This window comes from Streptomyces sp. NPDC087787, from assembly GCF_044743035.1.
In the GTDB taxonomy this organism is placed as follows: Bacteria; Actinomycetota; Actinomycetes; order Streptomycetales; family Streptomycetaceae; genus Streptomyces.
Window position 1 is genome coordinate 112925 of record NZ_JBIUVQ010000012.1, and the last position, 23388, is coordinate 136312.

Here is a 23388-nt window from a genome sequence, read left to right on the forward strand (position 1 = left end):
CGAGCGGCCTCTCACGTGTTTTCGGGGGATGCGCAGTTGAGGGTAAGGGTGAGCAGTGACAGTGGCTGGCCGCCAACGTTGCTTTGTGCTTCGCCCTGTTCGACCACTGACACTCCTGAAGGACGTGGTCAGCGTGTGCCAGCGCGAGGGCGTTGCGCCGGTGAGCGGGCCGATACCTGCTGGCTGCCGATCGCCAAGAGCCTCACCTCCCATGGCTTTCGCCACACCCACCGGACCGTGATGGAGGACCTCGGCACCGAGAAGGTCCTCATGGACGAGCGCATGGACCACGTCGACAGTTCCGTCTCCGCTCGCTACGCCCCCGTCACCTCCGGCATGCGCAGGCGCCTCATGCTTGGTTTGACCGAGCAGTGGGAGGCTGCAGTCGAGGATCGCCTGACTATATGCCCCATGTCACCGGTGCGCGTGTTGGACACCTTGCTGCAGAGGCGACGCATGGGCGCATAGGCATGGTTGCGGAATACCTGGGGCTGCACGCCCCGGGCGTTCAGGGAGAGAGGAACCTCGGGCTCGGTCAAGCACCGCTGAAGTGATCACATCGGCGGACGTTCCGCCAGACCGTACGAGGTCGGCGGAAGTGCTCTGGGTCTGCAGGAGGCCAGGCTGGGCGAGCACTGCAAGCACGTCAACGACGTCAAGAACCGGGTAGGCACGGCGATCGGCAAGGTATCGCGCGACAGCGCGTGCGGCGGGCCTGGGCAGCGCCGCTTCCTTTCCCAAAATGACCCCAGGAACCAATCAGGGGCCCGACCCGCTCTCGCGGATCAGGCCCCTGACCTGGTACTTCACTGTCGGGGTGGCGGGATTTGAACCCACGACCTCTTCGTCCCGAACGAAGCGCGCTGCCAAGCTGCGCCACACCCCGATGTCGCTGCTGTCGCGGCGACGACGTTTACTTTAGCCCACTGGTGGCCAGAGGCGAAATCCGGTTTTGGCGCGGCGGCGGATGGGGTTCGGGCGGGTGTGGTCGACGGCCACGAGGAGGAGGGCCAGGGCGTAGAAGGCGAGGCCCAGGAGGAGCGCGGTGGCGAGGACGTGCTTGTAGCCGTGCTGGGAGACGTCCAGGAAGGTGTGCAGATAGCGGTCGGGGGCGTCGGCGGGGAGCAGTTCGCCGCGGGTGAGGGAGAAGGCCAGGTAGGCCAGGGGGAAGAGCAGCCACGGCGCGGCCTGGTGCAGGTGGAGGCGGTCGGGCTCGGTGAACAGGAGCCAGTCCAGGAGGGCGGCGATCGGGGCCGCCGTCAGCAGGATCACGGTGGCCGTCCTCTGCCAGAGCGGATGGATGCCGGGCTCGCCCGTGATCGAGAACGCCGGCGAGGTCCGGGTCAGCAGCGCGTGGTGCACGACAGCCGTGATCAGGGCGTAGAGCACGGTCGCTCCGGTCAGCCAGGCCGGCAGCGGCCGGCGGGCCGTCCAGGCCCTGCGGGCCGACAGGCAGAGGACGAGGGCGAGAAGGATGCTGCTCTGGATCGCGAACGCGCTCAGGACGCGGGCCGGGGAGCCGAGGTGCAGTTCCACGGCCACCGCGGCCACGATCGCCGCGGCGGTGAGGAGGCGGCAGACCGCCGCCCCGGCATGACGGGTGGGCCCCATGACGGCGGCCGGGGGGACGAAGGAGGAGGGCATCAGCTTGACGATGCCCGGGATCACGGGGAGCTCCGGTATGTCCCGAGGCATGAAAGGCGTCGGAGGTATCTCCGGCACCTCGGGCAGTTCGGGGGTCTCGGCGGCCATGCCCTCACGGTAGGGAGGGTGGACATAGGGGGCGATTCGGGTAGTCCGTACGGGTTACGGATCGCCGCACGGAGCCAGGCACGGCCGTGCGGCGGAAACCCTCCCCGCCCCCGCCCCGGCGCTACCCCGTCACGGCCGTTCCACCAGCGTCAGCAGCGTCGCCTCCGGGGGGCAGGCGAAGCGGACCGGGGTGTAGCGGTTGGTCCCGCAGCCGGCCGAGACGTGCAGGTAGGACGTGTGGCCCTCGGCGTTGTGGGTGGACAGGCCCTTCACCCGGTCGGTGTCCAGGTCGCAGTTGGTGACCAGGGCGCCGTAGAAGGGGATGCAGAGCTGGCCGCCGTGGGTGTGGCCGGCCAGGACCAGGGGGTAGTCGTCGGCCGTGAAGGCGTCCAGGACGCGCAGGTACGGGGCGTGCACCACGCCCATCGAGAAGTCCGCGTCGGTGGACGGGCCGCCCGCCACCCGCGCGTAGCGGTCCCGCTTGATGTGCGGGTCGTCCAGGCCCGTCAGCTCCACCGAGAGGCCCTCGAGCTTGAGGGTGCCGCGGGTGTTCGTGAGGTTGAGCCAGCCGGCCGCGTCGAAGCCGTCGCGCAGGTCCTCCCACGGGTTGTGGATCACCCCCACGGCGGGCGCGTTGCCGTTCAGGCCGTGTCGGCCGCTGGTCTTCTCCAGCAGGTAGCGGGCCGGGTTGCGCAGCTTGGGACCGTAGTAGTCGTTGGACCCGAAGACGTACGCGCCCGGGAACTCCATCAGCGGGCCGAGGGCGTCGAGGACCTCCGGGACGCCCTCCGGGTCGGACAGGTTGTCGCCCGTGTTGATCACGAAGTCGGGGCGCAGTCCGGCGAGCGAGCGCAGCCAGCGCTGCTTCTTGCGCTGGCCGCCGACCATGTGGATGTCGGAGACCTGAAGGATCCGCAGGGGGCGCATGCCGGAGGGCAGGACCGGGACCGTCACCCGCCTCAGGCGGAAGGAGCGGGCTTCGAACCCCGCCGAGTAGAGGAGACCGGCGGCCGCGACCGCCGTGATGCCCAGGGGTACTCCGTATCGCGCGCGCATGCGTCCATCGTCTCAGGCCGGTGCCGTCCGGTGGAAATCGCCGGTGGTCCCGTTCGCGGGGCCAACGGGCGCGCCACGCCCCGGGATCGGCGTTTCCCCGGGGCGCCGTAAATCGGCGCGCGGGCTCCTTGCCGTACCTGCGACAATCAAACCCATGACCACGCTCAAGTCGAAGCTGCACGATGACCTCAACGCCGCGATCAAGGAGCGTGACGAGCTCCGCTCCTCGACGCTCCGGCTGACGCTCGCCGCGATCACCAAGGAGGAGGTCGCGGGCAAGGAGAAGCGCGAGCTCTCCGACGACGAGGTCCTCAAGGTGATCACCAAGGAGGCCAAGAAGCGCCGGGAGGCGGCCGAGGCCTTCGCGCAGGGTGGTCGTGCGGAGTCGGCCGAGCGGGAGAAGGCGGAGGGCGAGCTGCTCGCCACGTACCTGCCCAAGCAGATGTCCGACGAGGAGCTGGAGCGGATCGTCGCCCAGGCCGTTCAGGAGGCGAAGGCCGCCGGTGCGGAGGGGCCGCGGGCCATGGGCGCGGTCATGAAGATCGTGAACCCGAAGGTCGCGGGCCAGGCCGAGGGCGGCCGCGTCGCCGCAGTGGTGAAGAGGCTTCTGGCCGGCTGACCCGGCCGGTTCCCGGGCACGTACGACGAAGGGGCGCCGGCCCTCCGCCGGCGCCCCTTCGTCGTGGCGGCGGCGGAGGAACGAGCCCCCGCCGCCTGTCCGTCAGCCGTGTCCCCGGCCTCCGTTGCCGTTGCCTCGCGGTCCTCCGCCGTTCTGGCCCTGGAAGAAGCCGTTCGGGAAGGAGATGGACGGGTTCGGGAAGCCCCCGTTGTTGTCGCCGGGGCCGCCGTTGTCGCCGCCGTTCCCGCGACCGTCGCCCCGGTCCCTGCCCTTGTGCCTGTCCTCTTCCTTGGGCGCGTCCGGGATGTCGACGAGGTTGAAGGCCGGGGCCTCCTTGCCGACGAGGGCGCCGGTCATCGCGTCACGCCAGATCGGGCCGGGCACCTGACCGCCGTAGACGAGTGAGTTGAAGACGCCGCCGATGTTGATGTTGATCATCTTGACGCTCTGCGACGCGCTGCCCACCCACACCGCGCCCGACATGTTCGGCGTGTAGCCGACGAACCACGCGTTCTTGCGCTCGTCCGTCGTACCCGTCTTGCCCGCGTTGGCGCGGTCGGACAGGCCCGCCTGCGAACCCGTACCGGAGTCGATCACGCCCTGGAGCAGCGTGTTGACGGTGTCCGCGGTCGTCTCGGACATGGCCCGCGTGCAGGACGACTTCGGCACCGCGAGCGACTTCTGCTGGCCGCCGATCTTCTGCGTGATCGACTCGATGGCGACCGGCGTGCAGTACGTGCCGCGGGAGGCGAAGGCCGCGTAGGCGCTCGCCATCGTCAGCGGGGAGATGCCCTTGGAGCCGAGCGAGATCGCGGGCACCTCGGGCAGCTTCTCGCCGCTGCCCTGCACCACGTGCAGCTTGTCGACGATCTGCATCAACGGGCAGAGGCCGATGTCGGCGACCATCTGCACGAAGTAGGTGTTGACCGACTTGGCCATCGCCTCCTTCAGCTGGTACGGGCCGACCTCCGACTTGCTCTCGTTGGGCACCTTCTCGTGACTCTGGTTGATCCAGGGCTTGCCGCTGCACGTCTGCACGGGATCCGGGTACGGCATCTCGTACGGCGACGAGTACTCCTGCGTCGGCGGCCTGCCCTGCTCCAGCGCGGCCGCCGCCACGAACGGCTTGAAGGTCGAACCGGTCGGGAAGCCGTAGTTCGAGCCGCCCAGGTCGCTGCCCACCGAGTAGTTGATCTCGGTCTCGTTCTTGCCGTAGCCGTACGGCTTGGACTGGCCCATCGCGAGGACCTTGCCGGTGCCGGGCTCGACCAGCACCGCCGCGCCCGCGACCGGGTCGGACTGGTAGACGTGCTTCTTCAGCGAGTCCTGCACGGACTGCTGGGCCTGCGGGTCCAGCGTCGTGCGGATGGTCAGTCCGCCCTGGTTCCAGATCTTGGCGCGCTGCTGGCGGGTCTTGCCGAAGACCGGGTCGTTGAGGAAGATCCGCTCGACGTACTTGCAGAAGAAGCCGGCGCCCTTGACCGCGGTGATGCAGCCGTTGCGCGGCTGGGTGACCTTCAGGCCCAGCGGCTCCTTCATGGCCTTGTCGGCCTCCGCCTGCGAGATGTTGCCGACGCCGGCCATCCGCTGGAGCACGACGTTGCGCCGCTTGGTGGCCTCGGCCTCGTCGTTGACGGGGTCGTAGCGGCTCGGGGACTGGACGATGCCGGCGAGGAGCGCCGCCTCGGGCAGGGTCAGGTCCTTGGCGTGCTTGGAGAAGTAGCGCTGGGAGGCGGCCTCGACGCCGTAGGCCTGCTGCCCGAAGTACGTGATGTTGAGGTAGTTCGCGAGGATCTTGTGCTTGCCCAGGTCCTGTTCCACCTGGATCGCGAACTTCAGTTCCTTGACCTTGCGGCCGATGGTCTGCTGGGTGGCCTCCGCGACCTTCGTCGGGTCGTCGCCGGCCTCCTCGACGAAGACGTTCTTGACGTACTGCTGGGTGAGCGTGGATGCGCCCTCGGAGACCCCGCCGCTCTGCGCGTTCTTGTTGAGCGCGCGGAGCACGCCCTTCAGGTCGATCGCGCCGTGCTCGTAGAAGCGGGAGTCCTCGATCGCGACGATCGCCTTCTGCATGTACGGCGAGATGTCCTTCAGTTCGACCACCGTACGGTCGCGGGAGTAGACCTGGGCGATCTGGTTGCCCTGGCGGTCCAGGATCGTGGTCCGCTGACTGAGCGGCGGACGCTTGAGGTTGGCCGGGATGTCGTCGAACCCCGTGGCCGATCCCTTGGCGGCCAGGCCCAGCGCGCCGGCCGCGGGCAGTGCGATGCCCGCCATCACGGCTCCCGCGAGCACACTGACACCGAGGAACTTTGCGGCCTGCTGCGTTGGCGACAGACCACCGCCCGAGCGCTTCTTTGGCATGAGGGCAGCCTAATCCGTAGTGATGAGCGTTCCGACGGAGCAGGGCGTCTCGGAATGTTCGAATGCAGGATCGTGACATCCGGGGGCAGGCGGGTGGGGGCGCGCCGTGCCGCGAACGGTGGCCGAGGCGGCGGACCGGCCTGTGTTCTCATTCGCCGGACACGCGTATATGCCTTGGCCTAAGCTGCTCTCGACTGTCACAGCGGTACGGCCACGTATCCATACGTCCGGCAGCCCCGAAACGTTCCGGCTCCCTTCGGCCTTTCTTGGTCCGGGTGGTCCGGATGGTGTCGGGGTGCGCGACCGGAGAGTGTGGGACGGGAGCCCGAATTCCCCCTGTGTGTCATTCGATGACCGTTACGGCACGCGGCAACTGCCCCGCTGTGCCGGGAATGTCGCGCATGTCGTCAGCTCACTCCCCCGGGTGATCTGCCGCTTACCCATAGTCCGTTCGGACCATTCAAGATTGGGCCCGCTGGGGGTGTTGCGCCGTGCCCACCTTCCGTAACGTCCTCAACTGGCGGCGGTGAATATGCCGCTGCCGCCGTGGGGGAGCCTCGATTCGGGAGAGGACGGCGCCGGTATGGGCTGGGTTACCGACTGGAGTGCGCAGGCGGCCTGCCGCACTACTGATCCGGATGAACTGTTCGTTCAGGGAGCAGCGCAGAACAGGGCCAAGGCGGTGTGCACCGGATGCCCGGTTCGCACCGAATGCCTCGCTGACGCGCTCGACAACCGTGTCGAGTTCGGCGTCTGGGGAGGCATGACAGAGCGTGAGCGTCGCGCATTGCTGCGCCGGCGGCCGACCGTGACCTCCTGGCGCCGGCTGCTGGAGACCGCGCGCATGGAGTACGAGCGGGGCGCGGGACTGGTGTCCCTCGCCGACGACCAGGTGTACGAGGACTACGCGGCGGTGGGCTGAGCGTCGGACTGGGGCGTCGTCCCTCCGGGCGGCCGGAGCGCGTTCGTGGGTACCTGAGTCGTCCCTCCTGGGCGGTCTGCGGTTGTCCATGCGTCCGGTGGCTGTCCCGGGCTGTCCCGTCGCGGGGAGGGACAGCGGAAGACCCGGCGGGCGCGTGTCAGGCGCCCGGGTCGGGCAGCTCGTGGCGGTGTTCCGCGAGCCGGTTTCCGATGTCCCGCAGTCCCGTGAGGTCGTGCACGTCCCCGGGCAGCGCGGCCACTTCGGCCACCGCCACCTCGGGATGCCGGGCGGCGAAGCGGTCACGCGTGCGCTGCTCACGGGAGAGCAGCTGCATGCGCTCGGCATGCAGCCTCAGCAGGCCCGCGGTGACCTGGTCGACGGACGGCTCCGGCGCGAAGCCGTCGTCGGCGGGCGCCTCGGGGTCCGCGGGAGGTGCGCCGGAATCGGAATGAGCGGCGGAATAGTCTGAACTGCCGTACGTTGCGGGAGAGTTACGAAGTCCAGCTTTCCCGTCCCGCTGATCCACAATGCGGGAGTCCTCAAGATTTTCCGCGGCGGCGAGCGCCCGCTCGGCCGACAGCTCACCGGCCCCGCTGCCGTGCACCCGGTTGAGCACCAGACCGGCCAGCGGCATCTTCTCCGCGGCCAGCCGCTCCACGAAGTACGCGGCCTCGCGCAGCGCGTCCCGCTCCGGGGCCGCGACCACCAGGAACGCGGTTCCCGGTGCCTGGAGCAGCTTGTACGTGGCGTCCGCGCGGGTCCGGAAGCCGCCGAAGGTCGTGTCCATCGCGGCCACGAACGTCTGGACGTCCTTGAGCAGCTGACCGCCCAGCAGCTTGCCGAGCGTGCCGGTCATCATCGACATCCCGACGTTCAGGAACTTCATCCCCGCGCGCCCGCCCAGCTTCGCCGGGGCGGTCAGCAGCCGGATCAGCCGGCCGTCGAGGAAGGAGCCGAGCCGCTTGGGCGCGTCCAGGAAGTCCAGGGCGGAGCGGGAGGGCGGGGTGTCGACGACGATGAGGTCCCACTCGTCCCGGGCCCGCAGCTGGCCCAGCTTCTCCATCGCCATGTACTCCTGCGTGCCGGCGAAGCCCGCGGAGAGCGACTGGTAGAAGGGGTTGGCCAGGATCGCGGCCGCCCGCTCGGAATCCGCGTGCGCCTCGACGACCTCGTCGAAGGTGCGCTTCATGTCGAGCATCATGGCGTGCAGCTCGCCCTCGCCCTCGGTGCCCTTCACCCGGCGCGGGACGTTGTCCAGGGAGTCGATGCCCATGGACTGGGCGAGCCGGCGGGCCGGGTCGATGGTCAGGACGACCACCTTGCGGCCGCGTTCGGCGGCGCGCAGGCCGAGGGCCGCCGCGGTGGTGGTCTTGCCGACCCCGCCCGAGCCGCAGCACACCACGATGCGCGTCGCCGGGTCGTCGAGCAGCGGGTCGATCTCCAGCACGCGCGTGGGGGCCAGACGGCGGACGCCGTCGTACGCGTGGGCGGAGGTGCGTGCGGCCTCCCGCTCGGGTGCCGGGTCCGGGCTCATGACATCCCCTGCTTCCGCAGCTCGGTCGCCAGTTCGTACAGGCCCGCCAGGTCCATGCCCTCGGCGAGCAGCGGCAGTTCGTGCAGGGGCAGACCCAGCTCGCTCAGCACGGACCGCTGCTCCTCCTCCAGCGTGTAACGCTCGGCGTACTCCTCGGCCTGCTCCAGCAGCGGGCCCACCAGCCGTTCGGCGTTCTGGCCGCTCCGCGCCCCGCCGAGCCCGGCGGAGGACAGCGACCGGGCGAGCGCGGCGCGCGAAGCGGTCCGTACGAGTTCCAGGTCGTCCGCGTCCAGCATCTGCGGGCGCACCATGTTCACGATGATGCGTCCCACCGGCAGCCGGGCGGCGCGCAGTTCGGAGATGCCGTCGACGGTCTCCTGGACCGGCATCTCCTCCAGCAGCGCCACCAGGTGCACGGCCGTCTCGGGCGACTTCAGCACCCGCATCACCGCCTGGGCCTGATTGTGTATCGGGCCGATCTTCGCCAGGCCCGCCACCTCGTCGTTGACGTTGAGGAAGCGGGTGATCCGCCCGGTGGGCGGCGCGTCCATGATCACGTAGTCGTAGACGAACCGGCCGTCGCGGTCCTTGCGCCGAACCGCCTCGCACGCCTTGCCGGTCAGCAGGACGTCTCTGAGTCCGGGCGCGATGGTGGTGGCGAAGTCGATGGCGCCGAGCTTCTTCAGGGCCCGGCCGGCACCGCCCAGCTTGTAGAACATCTGGAGGTAGTCCAGCAGGGCCAGTTCGGGGTCTATGGCCAGCGCGTACACCTCCCCGCCCCCGGGAGCGACTGCGATCTTCCGTTCCTCGTAGGGCAGCGCCTCCGTTTCGAAGAGCTGTGCGATGCCCTGCCGGCCCTCGACCTCGACGAGGAGCGTGCGCTTCCCCTCCGTGGCCAGGGCCAGCGCGAGGGCGGCGGCGACCGTCGTCTTTCCGGTCCCGCCCTTGCCGCTGACGACCTGGAGCCTGCTCACGTATTCGAGACTAACCAGTTCGCGCTCGGGTCACGCGGGAGGCTGTGGACAACCGCGCCGTGGTCGGCCGCGTGGGCCGCCGGAGGCAGCGGATACAGTCGGCCCCATGACCAAGTGGGAATACGCAACCGTGCCGCTGCTCGTCCATGCCACGAAGCAGATTCTGGACACCTGGGGCGAGGACGGCTGGGAGCTCGTCCAGGTCGTGCCCGGACCGAACCCCGAGCAGCTGGTGGCCTACCTGAAGCGGGAGAAGCAGGCATGAGCGCGGTCGAGGCGAGGCTGGCGGAGCTGGGCCTGAGGCTGCCGGAGGTCGTGCCGCCGCTGGCCGCCTACCAGCCGGCCGTGCGGTCCGGCGTGTACGTCTACACCGCGGGACAGCTGCCGATGGTGGAGGGAAAGCTCCCGGTCACCGGCAAGGTGGGCCTGGAGGTCACCCCGGAGGAGGCCAAGGACCTGGCGCGCACCTGCGCGCTCAACGCCCTGGCGGCCGTCAAGTCCGTCGCGGGCGACCTGGACCGTGTCGCACGTGTGGTGAAGGTCGTGGGCTTCGTCGCCTCTGCGGCGGACTTCACCGGCCAGCCCGGGGTCGTCAACGGCGCCAGCGAGCTGCTGGCCGAGGTCCTCGGGGAGAAGGGCGTGCACGCGCGCAGCGCGGTCGGCGTCGCGGTGCTGCCGCTGGACGCGCCCGTGGAGGTGGAGATCCAGGTCGAGCTGGAGCCGTAGGCGGAGCCCGGCACCGGCTCTGACCTCGGCCACCTCTCGAACATTCGGTCACCAGGGGATAGCCTCCGCCCATGGCGAATGGGCAGTGGTTTCCCCCGGACTGGCCGGACCGTATCCGCGCGCTCGCGGACGGCACCCTCACACCGGTGACGCCGAAGCGCGCGGCCACCGTCATGCTCCTGAAGGAGACCGGGCCCGGCCCCGCGGTGCACATGCTGCGCAGACGCGCCTCCATGGCCTTCGCCGGAGGCGCGTACGCGTACCCGGGCGGTGGCGTCGACCCCCGTGACGACGACCACCACGTCCGCTGGGCGGGGCCCTCGCGCGCGTGGTGGGCCGATCGCCTCGGCGTCGACGAGAAGGAGGCCCAGGCGGTCGTCTGCGCGGCCGTCCGCGAGACGTACGAGGAGGCCGGCGTCCTGCTCGCCGGCCCCGGCGCGGACAGTGTCGTCGGCGACACCACGGGTGCCGACTGGGAGGCCGACCGCGCCGCCCTGGTCGCCCGTGAGCTGTCGTTCGCGGAGTTCCTGGACCGCCGGGGCCTGGTCCTGCGCTCGGACCTGCTGGGCGCCTGGACCCGCTGGATCACCCCCGAGTTCGAGCCCCGCCGCTACGACACCTGGTTCTTCGTGGCCGCGCTCCCCGAGGGCCAGCGCACCCGGAACGCGTCCACGGAGGCCGACCGCACGGTGTGGATCAGGCCCGTGGAGGCGGCGGCCGCGTACGACCGGGGCGAGCTGCTGATGATGCCGCCCACCATCGCCACCCTGCGCCAGCTGATGCCCTGCGCCAGCCCCGCCGAGGCGCTCGCCGCCGCACGGTCCCGCGATCTGACCCCCGTGCTCGCGCAGGCCCGCCTGGTGGCCGGCGAGGTGGTCCTGACCTGGCCGGGGCACGACGAGTTCACCCAGCACATCCCGAGCGGCACGGCGCGCGCGTGAGCCGCCGCTCCCGTCCGGCCGACGTCCAGGAAGGCCTCCTCGCATGACGGACGCAGCAGCGTTGCCCGGACAGCCCCGGGGCGGTGTACTGGCCGGCCCCGCCACCGCGCGGGCCGTCAACGTCCTCGCGCCGAACGCGTCCCCCATGACCCTGGACGGCACCAACACCTGGATCGTCTCGGAGCCGGACTCCGACCTGGCCGTCGTGATCGACCCCGGGCCGCTGGACGAGGGCCACCTGGCCAAGGTGGCCGCCACCGCCGAGGAGGCGGGCAAGCGGATCGCGCTGACCCTGCTGACGCACGGCCATCCCGACCACGCCGAGGGCGCCGCCCGCTTCGCCGAGCTGACCCGTACGCGCGTGCGTGCGCTCGACCCGGCCCTGCGGCTGGGCGACGAGGGGCTGGGCGCCGGGGACGTGATCAAGGTGGGCGGGCTGGAGCTGCGGGTCGTAGCGACCCCGGGCCACACCGCCGACTCCCTCTGCTTCCACCTGCCGGCCGACCGCGCCGTGCTCACCGGCGACACGATCCTGGGCCGCGGCACGACCGTCGTCGCGCATCCCGACGGCCGTCTCGGTGACTACCTGGACTCGCTGCGGCGGCTCAGGTCACTCACGGTCGACGACGGCGTCCACACGGTCCTGCCCGGCCACGGACCCGTCCTGGAGGACGCCCAGGGCGCCGTCGAGTTCTACCTCGCCCACCGGGCCCACCGGCTCGCCCAGGTCGAGACGGCCGTCGAGGCCGGTCACCGGACCCCGTCCCAGGTGGTCGCGCACGTGTACGCCGACGTGGACCGCTCCCTGTGGCCGGCCGCCGAGCTGTCGGTGCGCGCCCAGCTGGAGTACCTGCGGGGGCACGGCCTCATCTGACGGCGAGCCCCGTATGACGGCCGGCGACGAGCTCCGTACCGCTGCCGACGGCGAGGGCCCCGTCCCGGCCGGGACGGGGCCCTCAAGGACCGCGGGAACGGGTCAGCGCGAGCGCTTCGCGAGGCGCTCGACGTCGAGCAGGATCACCGCGCGGGCCTCCAGGCGGAGCCAGCCGCGCTGGGCGAAGTCGGCCAGGGCCTTGTTCACGGTCTCACGGGAGGCGCCGACCAGCTGGGCCAGCTCCTCCTGGGTGAGGTCGTGCACCACGTGGATGCCCTCCTCGGACTGCACGCCGAAGCGGCGGGAGAGGTCCAGCAGGGCACGGGCGACACGGCCCGGAACGTCGGAGAAGACCAGGTCCGACATCTGGTCGTTGGTCTTGCGCAGGCGCCGGGCGACGGCGCGCAGCAGGGCGCCTGCCACCTCGGGCCGCACGTTCAGCCAGGGCTGGAGGTCGCCGTGGCCGAGGGCGAGCATCTTGACCTCGGTCAGCGCGGTCGCGGTCGCGGTGCGCGGGCCCGGGTCGAACAGCGACAGCTCGCCGATGAGCTCGCCGGGACCGACGACGGCCAGCATGTTCTCGCGGCCGTCCGGGGACGTGCGGTGCAGCTTGACCTTGCCCTCGGTGACCACGTAGAGCCGGTCGCCCGGGTCGCCCTCGTGGAACAACGAGTCGCCTCGTGCGAGTGTCACCTCCGTCATGGAGGCGCGAAGCTCCGCGGCCTGCTCGTCGTCGAGCGCCGCGAAGAGCGGATTGCGCCGCAGAACGTCGTCCACGAGTTCTCTCCTTGTCGACCTGCTCAGAGGATCTTGCTCCCCCGTGTGCCAGGGGTCCGTGTTCCCCATTTTGCCGGACGGTCCAAACAGTGTGATCTGTCACAAGGATGCCGCACAGGTGTGCACGCTTACGCGGCAGGGGGCCAATCAGGGGCCGATCTCGGGGGTCCGGAGCGGATGTCGGTGCTGGGCTTTAGGCTGGCCGGGTGTCCAAATCGCCGGTGAGAGCGCAGGCCGAGGGGGCTGGGCGGGTGGTTGTACGTGAGGATTCCGCTGTGGGCGAACAAGAGCCCTACGATGGAACGAACAGGGCAGAAGCGGCGAAAAAGGCACCGGTGAAGAAGGCTGCGACTGGGAAGAAGGCGGTACCCGGGAAGAAAGCCGCCCGCGCTGCCCGCGCCAAGAAGGCGCCCTCCGCCAGGAGCGCGGCCCCCGTCAGGAAGGCCGTGGCGCCGAAGAAGGTGACGGTCGCGCCGAAGAAGGCCACCGCCGCCGTCAAGAAGGCCGCGCCGGCGAAGACGCTCGCCCCGAAGCCGGTGAAGAACGAGTCGCGCACGGCCCTGGTCCGCCGGGCCCGCCGTATCGACCGCGAGCTCGCCGAGGTGTACCCCTACGCCCACCCGGAGCTGGACTTCGAGAACCCCTTCCAGCTGCTGGTCGCCACGGTCCTGTCGGCCCAGACCACGGACCTGCGGGTCAACCAGACCACGCCCGGGCTGTTCGCCAGGTACCCCACCCCCGAGGACCTCGCCGCCGCGAACCCCGAGGAGGTCGAGGAGATCCTCCGGCCCACCGGCTTCTTCCGGGCCAAGACCAAGTCGGTGATAGGCCTGTCAAAGGCGCTGACGGAGGAGTTCGGCGGCGAGGTCCCGGGGCGGCTCGAGGACCTCGTCAAGCTCCCCGGCGTCGGCCGCAAGACCGCCTTCGTGGTCCTCGGCAACGCCTTCGGCAGGCCCGGCCTGACCGTGGACACGCACTTCCAGCGGCTCGTGCGGCGCTGGCAGTGGACCGAGGAGACCGAGCCCGACAAGATCGAGGCCGCCGTGGCCGCGCTCTTCCCCAAGAGCGACTGGACGATGCTCTCGCACCACGTGATCTTCCACGGCCGCCGCATCTGTCACGCCCGCAAGCCCGCGTGCGGCGCCTGCCCGATCGCCCCGCTCTGCCCGGCCTACGGCGAGGGCGAGACGGACCCGGAGAAGGCGAAGAAGCTGCTGAAGTACGAGAAGGGCGGCTTCCCCGGTCAGCGCCTCAAGCCGCCGCAGTCCTACCTGGACGCGGGCGGCCGGCCGGCATCGCCGCTGGGGGCCGGATGACACCGGCGGAACGATCTCGGTGCCGCCGGGCGTTGGACACGGCGGGATGCCGAGGAGCTCGGGCGTGGGACACGGCAGGACCCCGAGGGGTACGGCTGGACGGCGGCCAGGACGGCGAGGGGAACGGGGGTGGCGATGACGCGGGCCAGTGAGGCGAGCGGGACGCAGGGCGGCTCGGTGGCGCTCAGCAGGGAAGGGCTGCCCGGCTGGCTCGAGCCGGTCGCGCGGGTGGCCGAGACGGTCCGGCCGGTCCAGCTGAGCCGCTTCCTGCCGCCGAAGGACGGCGCGGGGCGCCAGTCCGCCGTCCTGATCCTCTTCGGCGAGGCCGAGCGCGGACCCGAGCTGCTGCTCATGGAGCGGGCGAGCTCGCTGCGCTCGCACGCCGGCCAGCCGTCGTTCCCCGGCGGGGCGCTCGACCCCGAGGACGGCGACCCGCAGGGCGAGGGCCCGCTGCGGGCCGCACTGCGCGAGGCCGAGGAGGAGACCGGGCTCGAACCGGGCGGGGTCCAGCTGTTCGGCGCGCTGCCCCGGCTGTACATCCCGGTCAGCGGCTTCGTGGTCACGCCCGTGCTCGGCTGGTGGCGCGAGCCCAGCCCGGTGGGCGTCGTCGACCCGGCGGAGACCGCACGCGTGTTCACCGTGCCCGTGGCGGATCTCACGAACCCCGACAACCGGGCCACGACCGTCCACCCCAGCGGCCACCGAGGTCCGGCATTCCTGGTCGAATCCGCCCTTGTGTGGGGCTTCACCGCCGGGATCATCGACCGTGTGCTCCACTACGCGGGCTGGGAGCTGCCCTGGGACCGCGACAAGCAGGTCCCGCTCGACTGGGGGTCGTGACAGGGTGGGCACCGCGGCGGTGCTCCCGGGGGCGGAACTCCAGGAAGAGACCGGCCGGCCTGGGGTGATGGGAACATGATGAGGCGAGGCTCGACGCGGTGAACGTGCTGGACATCCTGCTGCTGATCGCCGCCGCGTGGTTCGCGGTCGTGGGCTATCGCCAGGGATTCGTCGTCGGCATCCTGTCGGTGATCGGCTTCCTGGGCGGCGGTCTTCTCGCCGTCTACACGCTTCCGGTGATCTGGGACGCGATGACGGAGAACACGCCGGTCAGCACCACCGCGGCCGTCGTCGCGGTCATCGTCGTGATCGTCTGCGCCTCGATCGGCCAGGCCCTGACCACCCACCTCGGCAGCAAGCTGCGCGTGTACATCACCTGGTCACCGGCCCGCGCCCTGGACGCGACCGGCGGCGCCCTGGTCAACGTCGTCGCCATGCTGCTGGTCGCCTGGCTGATCGGCTCGGCCCTCGGCGGCACGACGATACCGACGCTGGGCAAGGAGGTGCGCAACTCCCGGGTGCTGCTCGGGGTCTCCGAGGTGCTGCCCGCGCAGGCCGACACCTGGTTCGCGGACTTCACCTCCGTCCTCGCGCAGAACGGCTTCCCGCAGGTCTTCAGCCCGTTCGCCAACGAGCCCATCACCGACGTGCAGCCCCCGGACCCGGCGCTGGCCAACAGCGTCGTCGCCCTGCGCGCCAAGCAGTCCGTCGTCAAAATCATGGGCACCGCGCGCAGTTGCGGCAAGGTGCTGGAGGGCAGCGGCTTCGTCTTCGGCGACCGCCGCGTCATGACCAACGCGCACGTCGTGGGCGGGGTCGACGAACCCACCGTGCAGATAGGCGGCGAGGGGCGGAAGTACGACGCCACCGTCGTCCTGTACGACTGGCACCGCGACATCGCCGTGCTCGACGTGCCGGATCTGAAGGCGCCGGCCCTGAAGTTCACCGGCACCGACGCGCGCAGCGGCGACGGCGCGATCGTCGCCGGCTTCCCGGAGAACGGGTCGTACGACGTCCGGGCCGCGCGGGTGCGCGGCCGCATCACGGCCAGCGGCCCGGACATCTACCACCGTGGCACTGTGCGCCGGGACGTCTACTCGCTGTACACGACCGTGCGCCAGGGGAACTCCGGCGGCCCGCTGCTCACGACCGACGGCAAGGTGTACGGGGTGGTGTTCGCCAAGTCCCTCGACGACGCCGACACCGGCTACGCACTCACGATCGACGAGATCCAGCAGGACATCGCGCGGGGTCGTACCGCGAACCAGCAGGTGGGCAGCGACGACTGCGCGCTGTAGGCCCTCCCGGCCGGTGCCGGGGTCAGCTGCGGCTGTGACGCAGGCGTACGGAGACCCAGCGCGCTCGGCGGCGCAGGATGCGGGGAATGCCCACCCTTGGGTCCGTGTCCGCCGGCTGCGGAGTGCCGCGCTGGTGGGAGTTGGGACCGTTCACCGAACGGCGGGTGCGTGCTACGTCGTTGTAGTCGTGCGTCCAGCCCATACCGGGACGTCTGCCCCCGCCCCATGGTCGATAACCGCCCGCGGACTCCCCAATTGGCCTATGCGCCGGGCAATTGGCAGTTCGCAGGACAGTTGTTCACGTTCGGATACCGGGCGCATCGGCCGGGTCACCGATCCGGTTCGGGGTCCTTCAGCCAGTTGACCAGCTCCGTCGAGAACGCCACCGGGTCCTCTTCGTGCGGGAAGTGGCCGAGGCCGTCGAAGAGGCGCCAGCGGTAGGGGGCTTCGACGTACTCGCCCGAGCCGGCCGCGCTGCGCGTGCGCTGCACGGGGTCGAGGGAGCCGTGCAGATGCAGTGTCGGGACGCGCACGAGCCGCTTCATCCGGCGGTAGAACTGGATGCCGTCGGGCCGTGCCAGGGAGCGCACCAGCCAGCGGTACGGCTCGACGGAGCAGTGTGCCGTCGAGGGGATGCACATGGCGCGGCGGTACGTCTCCACCGCCTCGTCGTCCGGCAGCCGCGGCCCCGACCAGTCCCGTACGAGCCGGGCCACCAGGGCGCCGTTGTCCGCGGTGAGCTGCCGCTCGGGGATCCAGGGCCGCTGGAACCCCCAGATGTAGGAACTCGCCGCGGTCTGCCGGACGTCCCCGAGCATCGCCGAACGCCAGCGCCTGGGGTGTGGCATCGAGACCACCGCGAGCCGCCGCACCAGCTTGGGCCGCATCGCGGCCGCCGTCCACGCCAGATAGCCGCCGAGGTCGTGGCCGACCAGCGCGGCGTCCGGCTCGCCGAGCGAGCGGACCACGCCGGTGATGTCCAGGGCGAGGTTGGCCGGGTCGTAACCGCGGGGCGTACGGTCGCTGCCGCCCACGCCGCGCAGGTCCATCGCGACGGCCCGGAAACCGGCGTCGGCGAGGGCGACAAGCTGGTGCCGCCAGGTCCACCAGAACTGCGGGAAGCCGTGCAGCAGCAGGACCAGCGGTCCGTCGCCCAGCTCGGCGATGTGGAAGCGGGCGCCGTTGGCCGCGACGTCCCGGTGCGTCACCTTCCTGCCGCCGGGCAGGTCGATCCGGACGACCGGCGTCGATTGCGCCGAAGGGGTGGCGGGCTCCGTCATGAGGTCGAGCGTGCCACAGCCTCGATGGCCGCGGGGGAGCGGTCCTCCAGGGCGACAGGCTCCTGACGCGGGTGCGGCTTGGCGTTCTGGAGCACTCCGGCCGTCGCCTTCATCGACGCGGCGACCTTCTGTGGGCCCTGGCTCTTCTTCGCCTTCTTCGCCATGAGCACGCCGATCAGGGCCAGAACGATGGCGACGAGGACGTTGGCCCCGAAGGACACCAGGAAGCAGAGGGCGAGGTTCCAGTTGGTCCAGGTGCGAACGCCGTACGCCAGCGCGAAGTTGAGCATCGGCAGGGAGAACAGCAGAAGCGCACCGGCCACGCTGAACGCCCCGCCGCTGGTCGCGCCGCGCTTGAAGTCCTGCCGCAGCTGGGCCTTGGCCAGTGCGATCTCGTCGTGCACCAGCGCCGACATCTCGGTGGTCGCCGAGGCGAACAGTTGGCCGATGCTGCGTTCGGCGCCGACCGGGCTGCCGTCGGGTGCGCTCATCGCGGTCTTCCTCTCCTGCCTGACTGCGGACTCTGTTCCCCCGGTCTCGGTCCGGCTGCTGCCTGACTTCTGCCCGACTGGGAACGCTCCCGTCATTTGTACCGTCCCGTCAGATCATGCCGGACCGCCGTCCTCCTCGCCTGCCCCGCCCGGCACTTCGGCAAGCCCCGCGCTCCCTTCGGCTGCTTTCTCCTCGGCGAGCCTGCGGTGCTCGGCGGCCTTCCGCTCGTGCATTTCGGCCATGCGCACGTGGTAGGCGGGGTCGTCCTGCTCGTAGACGTCCGGGATGCCGTCGAGGTCCTCGTCCCGCTCCTCGGACTCGCACAGCTTCCGGTACCGGGCGTTGCGTATCTTCAGCAGAACGGTGGCCAGAATCGCCGCGATGAGGGAGCCGGTGAGGACGGAGGCCTTGACTTCGTCGGTGAGCGCCGCGTCGCCGGTGAAGGCGAGTTCGCCGATGAGCAGGGAGACGGTGAAGCCGATCCCGGCGAGCGTGGCCACGGCGAAGAGGTCGGCCCAGGCGAGGTCCTCGCTGAGCGACGCCCTGGTGAAGCGGGCGGTGAGCCAGGTCCCGCCGAAGATGCCGACGGTCTTGCCGACGATCAGTCCGAGGACGACGCCGAGTGTCTCGGGCCGGGTGAACACGTTGGCCAGCGCCCCGCCCGAGAGGGAGACGCCCGCGCTGAACAGGGCGAACAGCGGCACCGCCAGGCCCGCCGAGAGAGGCCGTACGAGGTGTTCGATGCGCTCGCCGGGGGAGGACTCCTCGTTCTCGTGGGGGGCGCAGCGCAGCATCAGGCCCATCGCGACGCCCGCGATGGTGGCGTGCACGCCGCTGTTGTACATCAGCGCCCAGATGACCAGGCCGAGCGGCACGTACACGTACCAACCGCGCACGCCCTTGCGCAGCAGCAGCCAGAAGACGGCGAGTCCGGCCGCCGCCCCGCCGAGCGCGGCGAAGTTCAGGTGGCCGGTGAAGAAGACGGCGATGATCAGGATCGCGAACAGGTCGTCGACGACGGCGAGCGTCAGCAGGAAGGCACGCAGGGCGCTGGGCAGCGAGGTACCGATGACCGCGAGGACGGCGAGCGCGAAGGCGATGTCCGTCGCGGTCGGCACCGCCCAGCCGCCGAGCGAGCCGCCCGAGCCGAGATTGGTCAGGACGTAGACGACGGCCGGTACCGCCATGCCGCACAGCGCGGCGATCACCGGCAGGATCGCGGCCTTGCCGTCTTTCAGGTCCCCGGCCACCAGTTCGCGCTTGAGCTCGATTCCGGCGACGAAGAAGAACACGGCGAGCAGTCCGTCGGCGGCCCAGTGCTCCACGGAGAGGTTCAGGCCGAGGGAGGCGGGGCCAAGGTGGAAGTGCCCGACGCTCTCGTAGCTGCCGCGCAGGGCGGGGATGTTCGCCCAGAGCAGCGCGGCGACCGCGGCGAGCAGGAGGATCACACCACCGACGGTCTCGGTGCGCAGCGCGTCCGCCACGAAGTTCCGCTCGGGCAGGGACAGGCGGCCGAGAAACTTGCGGGGGGTGTCGGTGCGGGGCGCGGTCACGGGAACCTCCGGTCGGTGGGCATGACGAATCACATGCCGACCAGACTTCCCGGCGCACCTGAGGGTTTGTTCCGTTGTGTTGTCCCGCCCACCATACCCAAGCCAGAGGCGAGCGGGTCCGGCGTTTCTTTCGCCGGTGCGGAAGGGGCACCGGGCGCTTGTCGCGCCGAGTGCCCCTTGACGCCGTTCTCAGTCCTCGCCCGGATTCCGGGCGGTCCCCGCTCAGTCCTCGCTGGACGACGCGGGGAGCTTGGCCTGGATGAGGTCCATGACGGTGGAGTCGGTCAGCGTCGTGACGTCGCCGAGCTGCCGGTTCTCCGCCACGTCACGCAGCAGGCGCCGCATGATCTTCCCGGAGCGGGTCTTCGGCAGCTCCGCCACCGGCAGGATCCGCTTGGGCTTGGCGATCGGGCCGAGGGTCGAGCCGACGTGGTCGCGCAGCTCGCCGACCAGGTTCTCGGTCTCCGTGACCGCGCCGCGCAGGATCACGAAGGCGACGATCGCCTGTCCGGTGGTCTCGTCCGTCGCGCCGACCACGGCCGCCTCGGCGACCGACGGGTGGGAGACGAGGGCGGACTCGACCTCGGTGGTGGAGATGTTGTGCCCGGACACGAGCATCACGTCGTCCACGCGGCCGAGCAGCCAGATGTCGCCGTCGTCGTCCTTCTTGGCACCGTCACCGGCGAAGTAGCGGCCCTCGAACCGCGACCAGTAGGTGTCGATGAACCGCTGGTCGTCGCCCCAGATGGTGCGCAGCATCGACGGCCACGGCTCGGTGAGCACCAGGTAGCCACCGCCGCCGTTGGGCACCTCGTTCGCCTCGTCGTCCACCACGGTGGCGGAGATGCCGGGCAGCGGCCGCTGGGCCGAGCCGGGCTTGGCGTCGGTCACCCCCGGCAGCGGGGAGATCATGATGCCGCCGGTCTCCGTCTGCCACCAGGTGTCGACGACCGGGGTGCGGTCGCCGCCGATGTTCTTGCGGTACCAGATCCACGCCTCCGGGTTGATCGGCTCGCCGACCGAGCCGAGGACGCGCAGGGAGGACAGGTCGAACTTCGCGGGGATGTCGTCGCCCCACTTCATGAACGTACGGATCGCGGTCGGCGCCGTGTAGAGGATCGTCACGCCGTACTTCTGCACGACCTCCCAGAAGCGGCCCTGGTGCGGGGTGTCCGGCGTGCCCTCGTACATGACCTGCGTCGCGCCGTTGGCCAGCGGCCCGTACACGATGTACGAGTGGCCGGTGACCCAGCCGACGTCGGCGGTGCACCAGAACACGTCGGTCTCCGGCTTGAGGTCGAAGACCGCCCAGTGCGTGTACGCGACCTGCGTGAGGTAGCCGCCGGAGGTGTGCAGGATGCCCTTCGGCTTCCCCGTGGTGCCCGAGGTGTACAGGATGAACAGCGGGTGCTCCGCCTCGAACGCCTCCGGGGTGTGCTCGGCCGGCTGGCGGTCGACGATCTCGTGCCACCACAGGTCCCGGCCCTCGGTCCAGGCGACCTCCTGGCCGGTGCGGCGGACCACCAGCACGTGGTCGACGTTGTCCACGCGCCCGACCGCCTCGTCGACGGCCGGCTTGAGCGCGGACGGCTTGCCGCGGCGGTAACCGCCGTCGGCGGTGATCACGACGCGGGCGTCGGCGTCCTTGATGCGGGTGGCGAGCGCGTCCGCGGAGAAGCCGCCGAAGACCACCGAGTGCGTGGCACCGATCCTGGCGCAGGCCAGCATCGCGACCGCGGTCTCCGGGATCATCGGCATGTAGATCGCGACCCGGTCGCCCTTTCGGACGCCCAGTTCGAGCAGGGCGTTCGCGGCCTTGGAGACCTCGTCCTTGAGCTCGGCGTAGGTGATGGCGCGGTGGTCGCCGGGCTCACCCTCGAAGTGGATCGCGACCCGGTCGCCGTGTCCGGCCTCGACATGCCGGTCGACGCAGTTGTACGCCACGTTGAGCGTGCCGTCCTTGAACCACTTGGCGAACGGCGGGTTCGACCAGTCGAGCGTCTCGGTCGGCTCCACGGCCCAGGTCAGCCGACGGGCCTGCTCCGCCCAGAAACCGAGCCGGTCGGCCTTGGCCTGCTCGTACGCGTCCGACGTGACGTTGGCGTTCGCGGCCAGGTCGGCGGGCGGCGCGAAGCGTCGCTCCTCCTTCAGGAGGTTGGAGAGTGAAGAACGCTCGTTGTCTGCCATCGTCGCACACCGTCCCAGTGGTTTAGACCAATTAATGCGCCCGATTCTCCGAGGGCCCCAGGGTGTCGGTCAACCCCTCTTATCCTGACACCCGCTCATTCACGGGTCACGCGCGCCGGTCCCCGGAGGTTCACTCCTGGACTCCTTTCTTGCTCGGCGCGCTCTGATTGTCACTGACCGTAAGGGAGGGCGCCCCCGCCTGGGGTGTCTTTGTCACTTCGGTCAGGGTGAAGGATTCCGGGTGACGGCAGCCGCTGAGCTCGACCGAGCCGCCCCGAGCGGTGTGCGTCCGCTGCCAGTCCCGCAGTGACTCGTACGCCGCGTGATCCATGAACGAGCCGTCCAGTCGGACGACCACGGTGGTTCCCGGGGGCACGAGATGCAGGGCCCGGCTGAGCTGTGGCACCGCGAGGAACGTCAACTGCCCTCGTACCTCCAGGTGATGGACTCCTTTCCGCTCTTCGTGCGTGATGCGGGTGCGGGCGAGGCGGCGCAGGGCGACGGCGACGGCTACGGCGATGCCGAGAGCCACGCCCTGCAGAATGCCGAGGACCACCACGCCGAGGGCGGTGGCGGCGTACACCGGGGCCTCCCGGTGGCGGGTCACCGTGCGGATGTGGTGCGGGGACACCATCTGGAGGCCGACGGCCATCACCAGGGCGGCGAGCGAGGCGAGCGGGACGAACTCCAGCACCGGGACCATCAGCAGCGCGGCGATCACTACGAGAAAGCCGTGCAGCATCGTGGAGTTCCGGCTCACGGCACCCGCGCGCACATTCGCCGTACTCCGCACGGCCACCCCGGCGACCGGCAGGCCGCCGAGCGCGCCGGAGACGACGTTGGCGGCGCCCTGGCCGAGCAGTTCCCGGTCCAGGTCCGAGCGGCCGGCCCGGGCGGCCGGTCCCGCGCGGCCCGCGACCAGCTTGTCCACGGCGACTGCGCCGAGCAGCGACTGCACGCTGCACACCAGCGTGGTGCCGAGCACCGCGGCGACGAGCCCGAGCACCGGCCCCTGGGGCAGTCCGGCCAGGGCGTGGCTGCGCCAGGACGGCAGATCGACCCTGGGCAGCACCAGCCCGGTGAGGGAGGCGACGGCGGTGGCCGCGGCGACGGCGACGAGCGCGGCCGGCACCCTGCCCAGCAGGCGGCCTGGTCGACCGGGCAGGCGCGGCCAGGACAGCAGTACCGCCAGGGTCAGCGCGCTCACCGCGAGGGCCGCCGGGTCGAGCGCGCTCAACTGGGCTGGCATGGCGCGGAGGTTGTCGATCACGGAGCTCTGCGGGCTGCCGCCGAGGGCGATGTGCACCTGGGCGACGGCGATGGTCACCCCGATCCCGGCGAGTATGCCGTGCACGACGGCGGGGCTGACGGCGAGCGCGCCGCGGGCCACGCGCAAGCAGCCGAGGGCGAGTTGGGCGAGACCGGCCAGAACGGTGACCGCGCAGGTCGTACGCCATCCATAACGGTGAATCAGATCGGCGGTCACGACGGTGAGTCCGGCGGCGGGGCCGCTGACCTGGAGCGGTGAGCCGCCGAGCCGTCCGGCGACGAGTCCGCCCACGGCGGCGGCCACGAGGCCGGCCCGCAGCGGAGCGCCGGTGGCCAGAGCGATACCGAGGGAGAGGGGCAGGGCGATCAGGAAAACCGCGACGGAGGCCGACACGTCGGCGCCCGCGAGGCGGAGGCGACGTGGGCGCCGGGGCGGGCTGTGGGGCGGGTGGGCACGCTCGGTGCGGGCGGACTTCGCGGTGTCGTCGGGGGCGCAGGCCGGCATGTGCACCGTCTCCTCGGGTTGGCGCGGGCGCGGAACTTGCGGCTGAATCAAAGGAATTCAGCGGGAACGGCGGATTCAACGCTTGGTAAAGCAATCGTAATGCCGCGTA

Annotated in this window: 20 protein-coding genes, 1 tRNA gene and 2 pseudogenes; 10 read left to right on the plus strand and 13 right to left on the minus strand. The window is 70.8% G+C overall.

Annotated features, from left to right (window positions below; genetic code table 11):
- Positions 1 to 135: 135 nt before the first annotated feature.
- A pseudogene (locus tag ACIOWN_RS20280) lies at positions 136 to 468 on the plus strand (LacI family transcriptional regulator); the annotation flags it as partial.
- Positions 469 to 812: 344 nt separating this feature from the next.
- Here ACIOWN_RS20280 and ACIOWN_RS20285 read toward each other — a convergent pair.
- The 3 genes from ACIOWN_RS20285 to ACIOWN_RS20295 form a co-directional block, all read right to left on the minus strand.
- Positions 813 to 886 (minus strand) — tRNA-Pro (locus ACIOWN_RS20285).
- 32 nt (positions 887 to 918) lie between these two features.
- Positions 919 to 1752 carry a Pr6Pr family membrane protein gene (locus ACIOWN_RS20290; RefSeq protein WP_362350048.1) on the minus strand — a complete coding sequence of 278 codons (834 nt, stop codon included), beginning with the start codon at positions 1750 to 1752 and terminating at the stop codon, positions 919 to 921.
- A 129-nt stretch (positions 1753 to 1881) separates the two neighbouring features.
- A complete protein-coding gene (locus tag ACIOWN_RS20295; RefSeq protein WP_401983023.1) occupies positions 1882 to 2808 on the minus strand; it encodes a metallophosphoesterase in 927 nt (308 codons plus the stop codon).
- 154 nt (positions 2809 to 2962) lie between these two features.
- On the opposite strand from ACIOWN_RS20295, the gene ACIOWN_RS20300 reads away from it, so the two are divergent.
- A complete protein-coding gene (locus tag ACIOWN_RS20300; RefSeq protein WP_362350054.1) occupies positions 2963 to 3427 on the plus strand; it encodes a GatB/YqeY domain-containing protein in 465 nt (154 codons plus the stop codon).
- Positions 3428 to 3529: 102 nt separating this feature from the next.
- Here the strand turns inward: ACIOWN_RS20300 and ACIOWN_RS20305 are convergent, their stop codons facing one another.
- Positions 3530 to 5791 (minus strand): transglycosylase domain-containing protein, encoded by a 2262-nt coding sequence (locus ACIOWN_RS20305; RefSeq protein WP_362350057.1) that lies wholly within the window; start codon positions 5789 to 5791, stop codon positions 3530 to 3532.
- 583 nt (positions 5792 to 6374) lie between these two features.
- Here ACIOWN_RS20305 and ACIOWN_RS20310 point away from each other — a divergent pair.
- Positions 6375 to 6713 (plus strand): WhiB family transcriptional regulator, encoded by a 339-nt coding sequence (locus tag ACIOWN_RS20310; RefSeq protein WP_172632898.1) that lies wholly within the window; start codon positions 6375 to 6377, stop codon positions 6711 to 6713.
- A 157-nt stretch (positions 6714 to 6870) separates the two neighbouring features.
- Here the strand turns inward: ACIOWN_RS20310 and ACIOWN_RS20315 are convergent, their stop codons facing one another.
- Together ACIOWN_RS20315 and ACIOWN_RS20320 are read right to left on the minus strand one after the other, a co-directional pair.
- The gene (locus ACIOWN_RS20315) at positions 6871 to 8247 is read right to left on the minus strand and encodes an ArsA family ATPase (protein WP_362350059.1); all 1377 of its coding nucleotides are present in this window, start codon (positions 8245 to 8247) and stop codon (positions 6871 to 6873) included.
- Positions 8244 to 9221, minus strand: a complete 978-nt coding sequence (locus ACIOWN_RS20320; protein WP_362350062.1) for an ArsA-related P-loop ATPase — start codon at positions 9219 to 9221, stop codon at positions 8244 to 8246. The genes ACIOWN_RS20315 and ACIOWN_RS20320 overlap by 4 nt, the downstream gene beginning before the upstream one ends.
- Before the next feature lie 106 nt (positions 9222 to 9327).
- Here ACIOWN_RS20320 and ACIOWN_RS20325 point away from each other — a divergent pair, with 106 nt between their 5' ends.
- The 4 genes from ACIOWN_RS20325 (at position 9328) to ACIOWN_RS20340 (ending at position 11762) form a co-directional block, all read left to right on the plus strand.
- Positions 9328 to 9486 (plus strand): DUF4177 domain-containing protein, encoded by a 159-nt coding sequence (locus ACIOWN_RS20325; protein WP_009189813.1) that lies wholly within the window; start codon positions 9328 to 9330, stop codon positions 9484 to 9486.
- Complete coding sequence (locus tag ACIOWN_RS20330; RefSeq protein ID WP_100568468.1) at positions 9483 to 9947, plus strand: RidA family protein; 465 nt, start codon at positions 9483 to 9485, stop codon at positions 9945 to 9947. The genes ACIOWN_RS20325 and ACIOWN_RS20330 overlap by 4 nt, the downstream gene beginning before the upstream one ends.
- Positions 9948 to 10018: 71 nt before the next feature.
- Entirely contained in the window at positions 10019 to 10888 is an 870-nt protein-coding gene (locus tag ACIOWN_RS20335; protein WP_362350067.1) for an NUDIX hydrolase, read from the plus strand.
- Positions 10889 to 10931: 43 nt separating this feature from the next.
- Entirely contained in the window at positions 10932 to 11762 is an 831-nt protein-coding gene (locus ACIOWN_RS20340) for an MBL fold metallo-hydrolase (protein WP_362350070.1), read from the plus strand.
- A 102-nt stretch (positions 11763 to 11864) separates the two neighbouring features.
- On the opposite strand, the gene ACIOWN_RS20345 is transcribed toward ACIOWN_RS20340, so the two are convergent.
- Complete coding sequence (locus ACIOWN_RS20345; protein ID WP_100568471.1) at positions 11865 to 12539, minus strand: Crp/Fnr family transcriptional regulator; 675 nt, start codon at positions 12537 to 12539, stop codon at positions 11865 to 11867.
- Between the two features lie 335 nt (positions 12540 to 12874).
- Between ACIOWN_RS20345 and nth the strand changes: the two genes are divergently transcribed.
- The 3 genes from nth (at position 12875) to ACIOWN_RS20360 (ending at position 15993) form a co-directional block, all read left to right on the plus strand.
- Complete coding sequence (gene nth / locus ACIOWN_RS20350; RefSeq protein WP_401983026.1) at positions 12875 to 13855, plus strand: endonuclease III; 981 nt, start codon at positions 12875 to 12877, stop codon at positions 13853 to 13855.
- 135 nt (positions 13856 to 13990) lie between these two features.
- Positions 13991 to 14695: a CoA pyrophosphatase gene (locus tag ACIOWN_RS20355; protein ID WP_326803434.1), complete on the plus strand. Its 705-nt coding sequence runs from the start codon at positions 13991 to 13993 to the stop codon at positions 14693 to 14695.
- Between the two features lie 98 nt (positions 14696 to 14793).
- Positions 14794 to 15993 (plus strand): MarP family serine protease, encoded by a 1200-nt coding sequence (locus ACIOWN_RS20360; protein ID WP_362350076.1) that lies wholly within the window; start codon positions 14794 to 14796, stop codon positions 15991 to 15993.
- Positions 15994 to 16015: 22 nt separating this feature from the next.
- Here the strand turns inward: ACIOWN_RS20360 and ACIOWN_RS20365 are convergent, their stop codons facing one another.
- The 6 genes and pseudogenes from ACIOWN_RS20365 to ACIOWN_RS20390 form a co-directional block, all read right to left on the minus strand.
- A complete protein-coding gene (locus ACIOWN_RS20365) occupies positions 16016 to 16195 on the minus strand; it encodes a hypothetical protein (RefSeq protein ID WP_362350079.1) in 180 nt (59 codons plus the stop codon).
- Between the two features lie 127 nt (positions 16196 to 16322).
- Positions 16323 to 17273, minus strand: coding sequence for an alpha/beta hydrolase (locus ACIOWN_RS20370; protein WP_362350082.1), 951 nt, complete (start codon positions 17271 to 17273; stop codon positions 16323 to 16325).
- On the minus strand, positions 17270 to 17764 hold the full coding sequence (locus ACIOWN_RS20375) for a phage holin family protein (protein ID WP_362350085.1): 495 nt from the start codon (positions 17762 to 17764) through the stop codon (positions 17270 to 17272). The genes ACIOWN_RS20370 and ACIOWN_RS20375 overlap by 4 nt, the downstream gene beginning before the upstream one ends.
- 114 nt (positions 17765 to 17878) lie before the next feature.
- Positions 17879 to 19318, minus strand: coding sequence for a Na+/H+ antiporter NhaA (gene nhaA / locus ACIOWN_RS20380; protein ID WP_362350088.1), 1440 nt, complete (start codon positions 19316 to 19318; stop codon positions 17879 to 17881).
- A gap of 222 nt (positions 19319 to 19540) precedes the next feature.
- Positions 19541 to 21505 carry an acetate--CoA ligase gene (gene acs, locus ACIOWN_RS20385; RefSeq protein ID WP_401983029.1) on the minus strand — a complete coding sequence of 655 codons (1965 nt, stop codon included), beginning with the start codon at positions 21503 to 21505 and terminating at the stop codon, positions 19541 to 19543.
- Positions 21506 to 21749: 244 nt separating this feature from the next.
- Positions 21750 to 23279: pseudogene (locus tag ACIOWN_RS20390) on the minus strand (SulP family inorganic anion transporter); the annotation flags it as partial.
- Between the last annotated feature and the right edge of the window lie 109 nt (positions 23280 to 23388).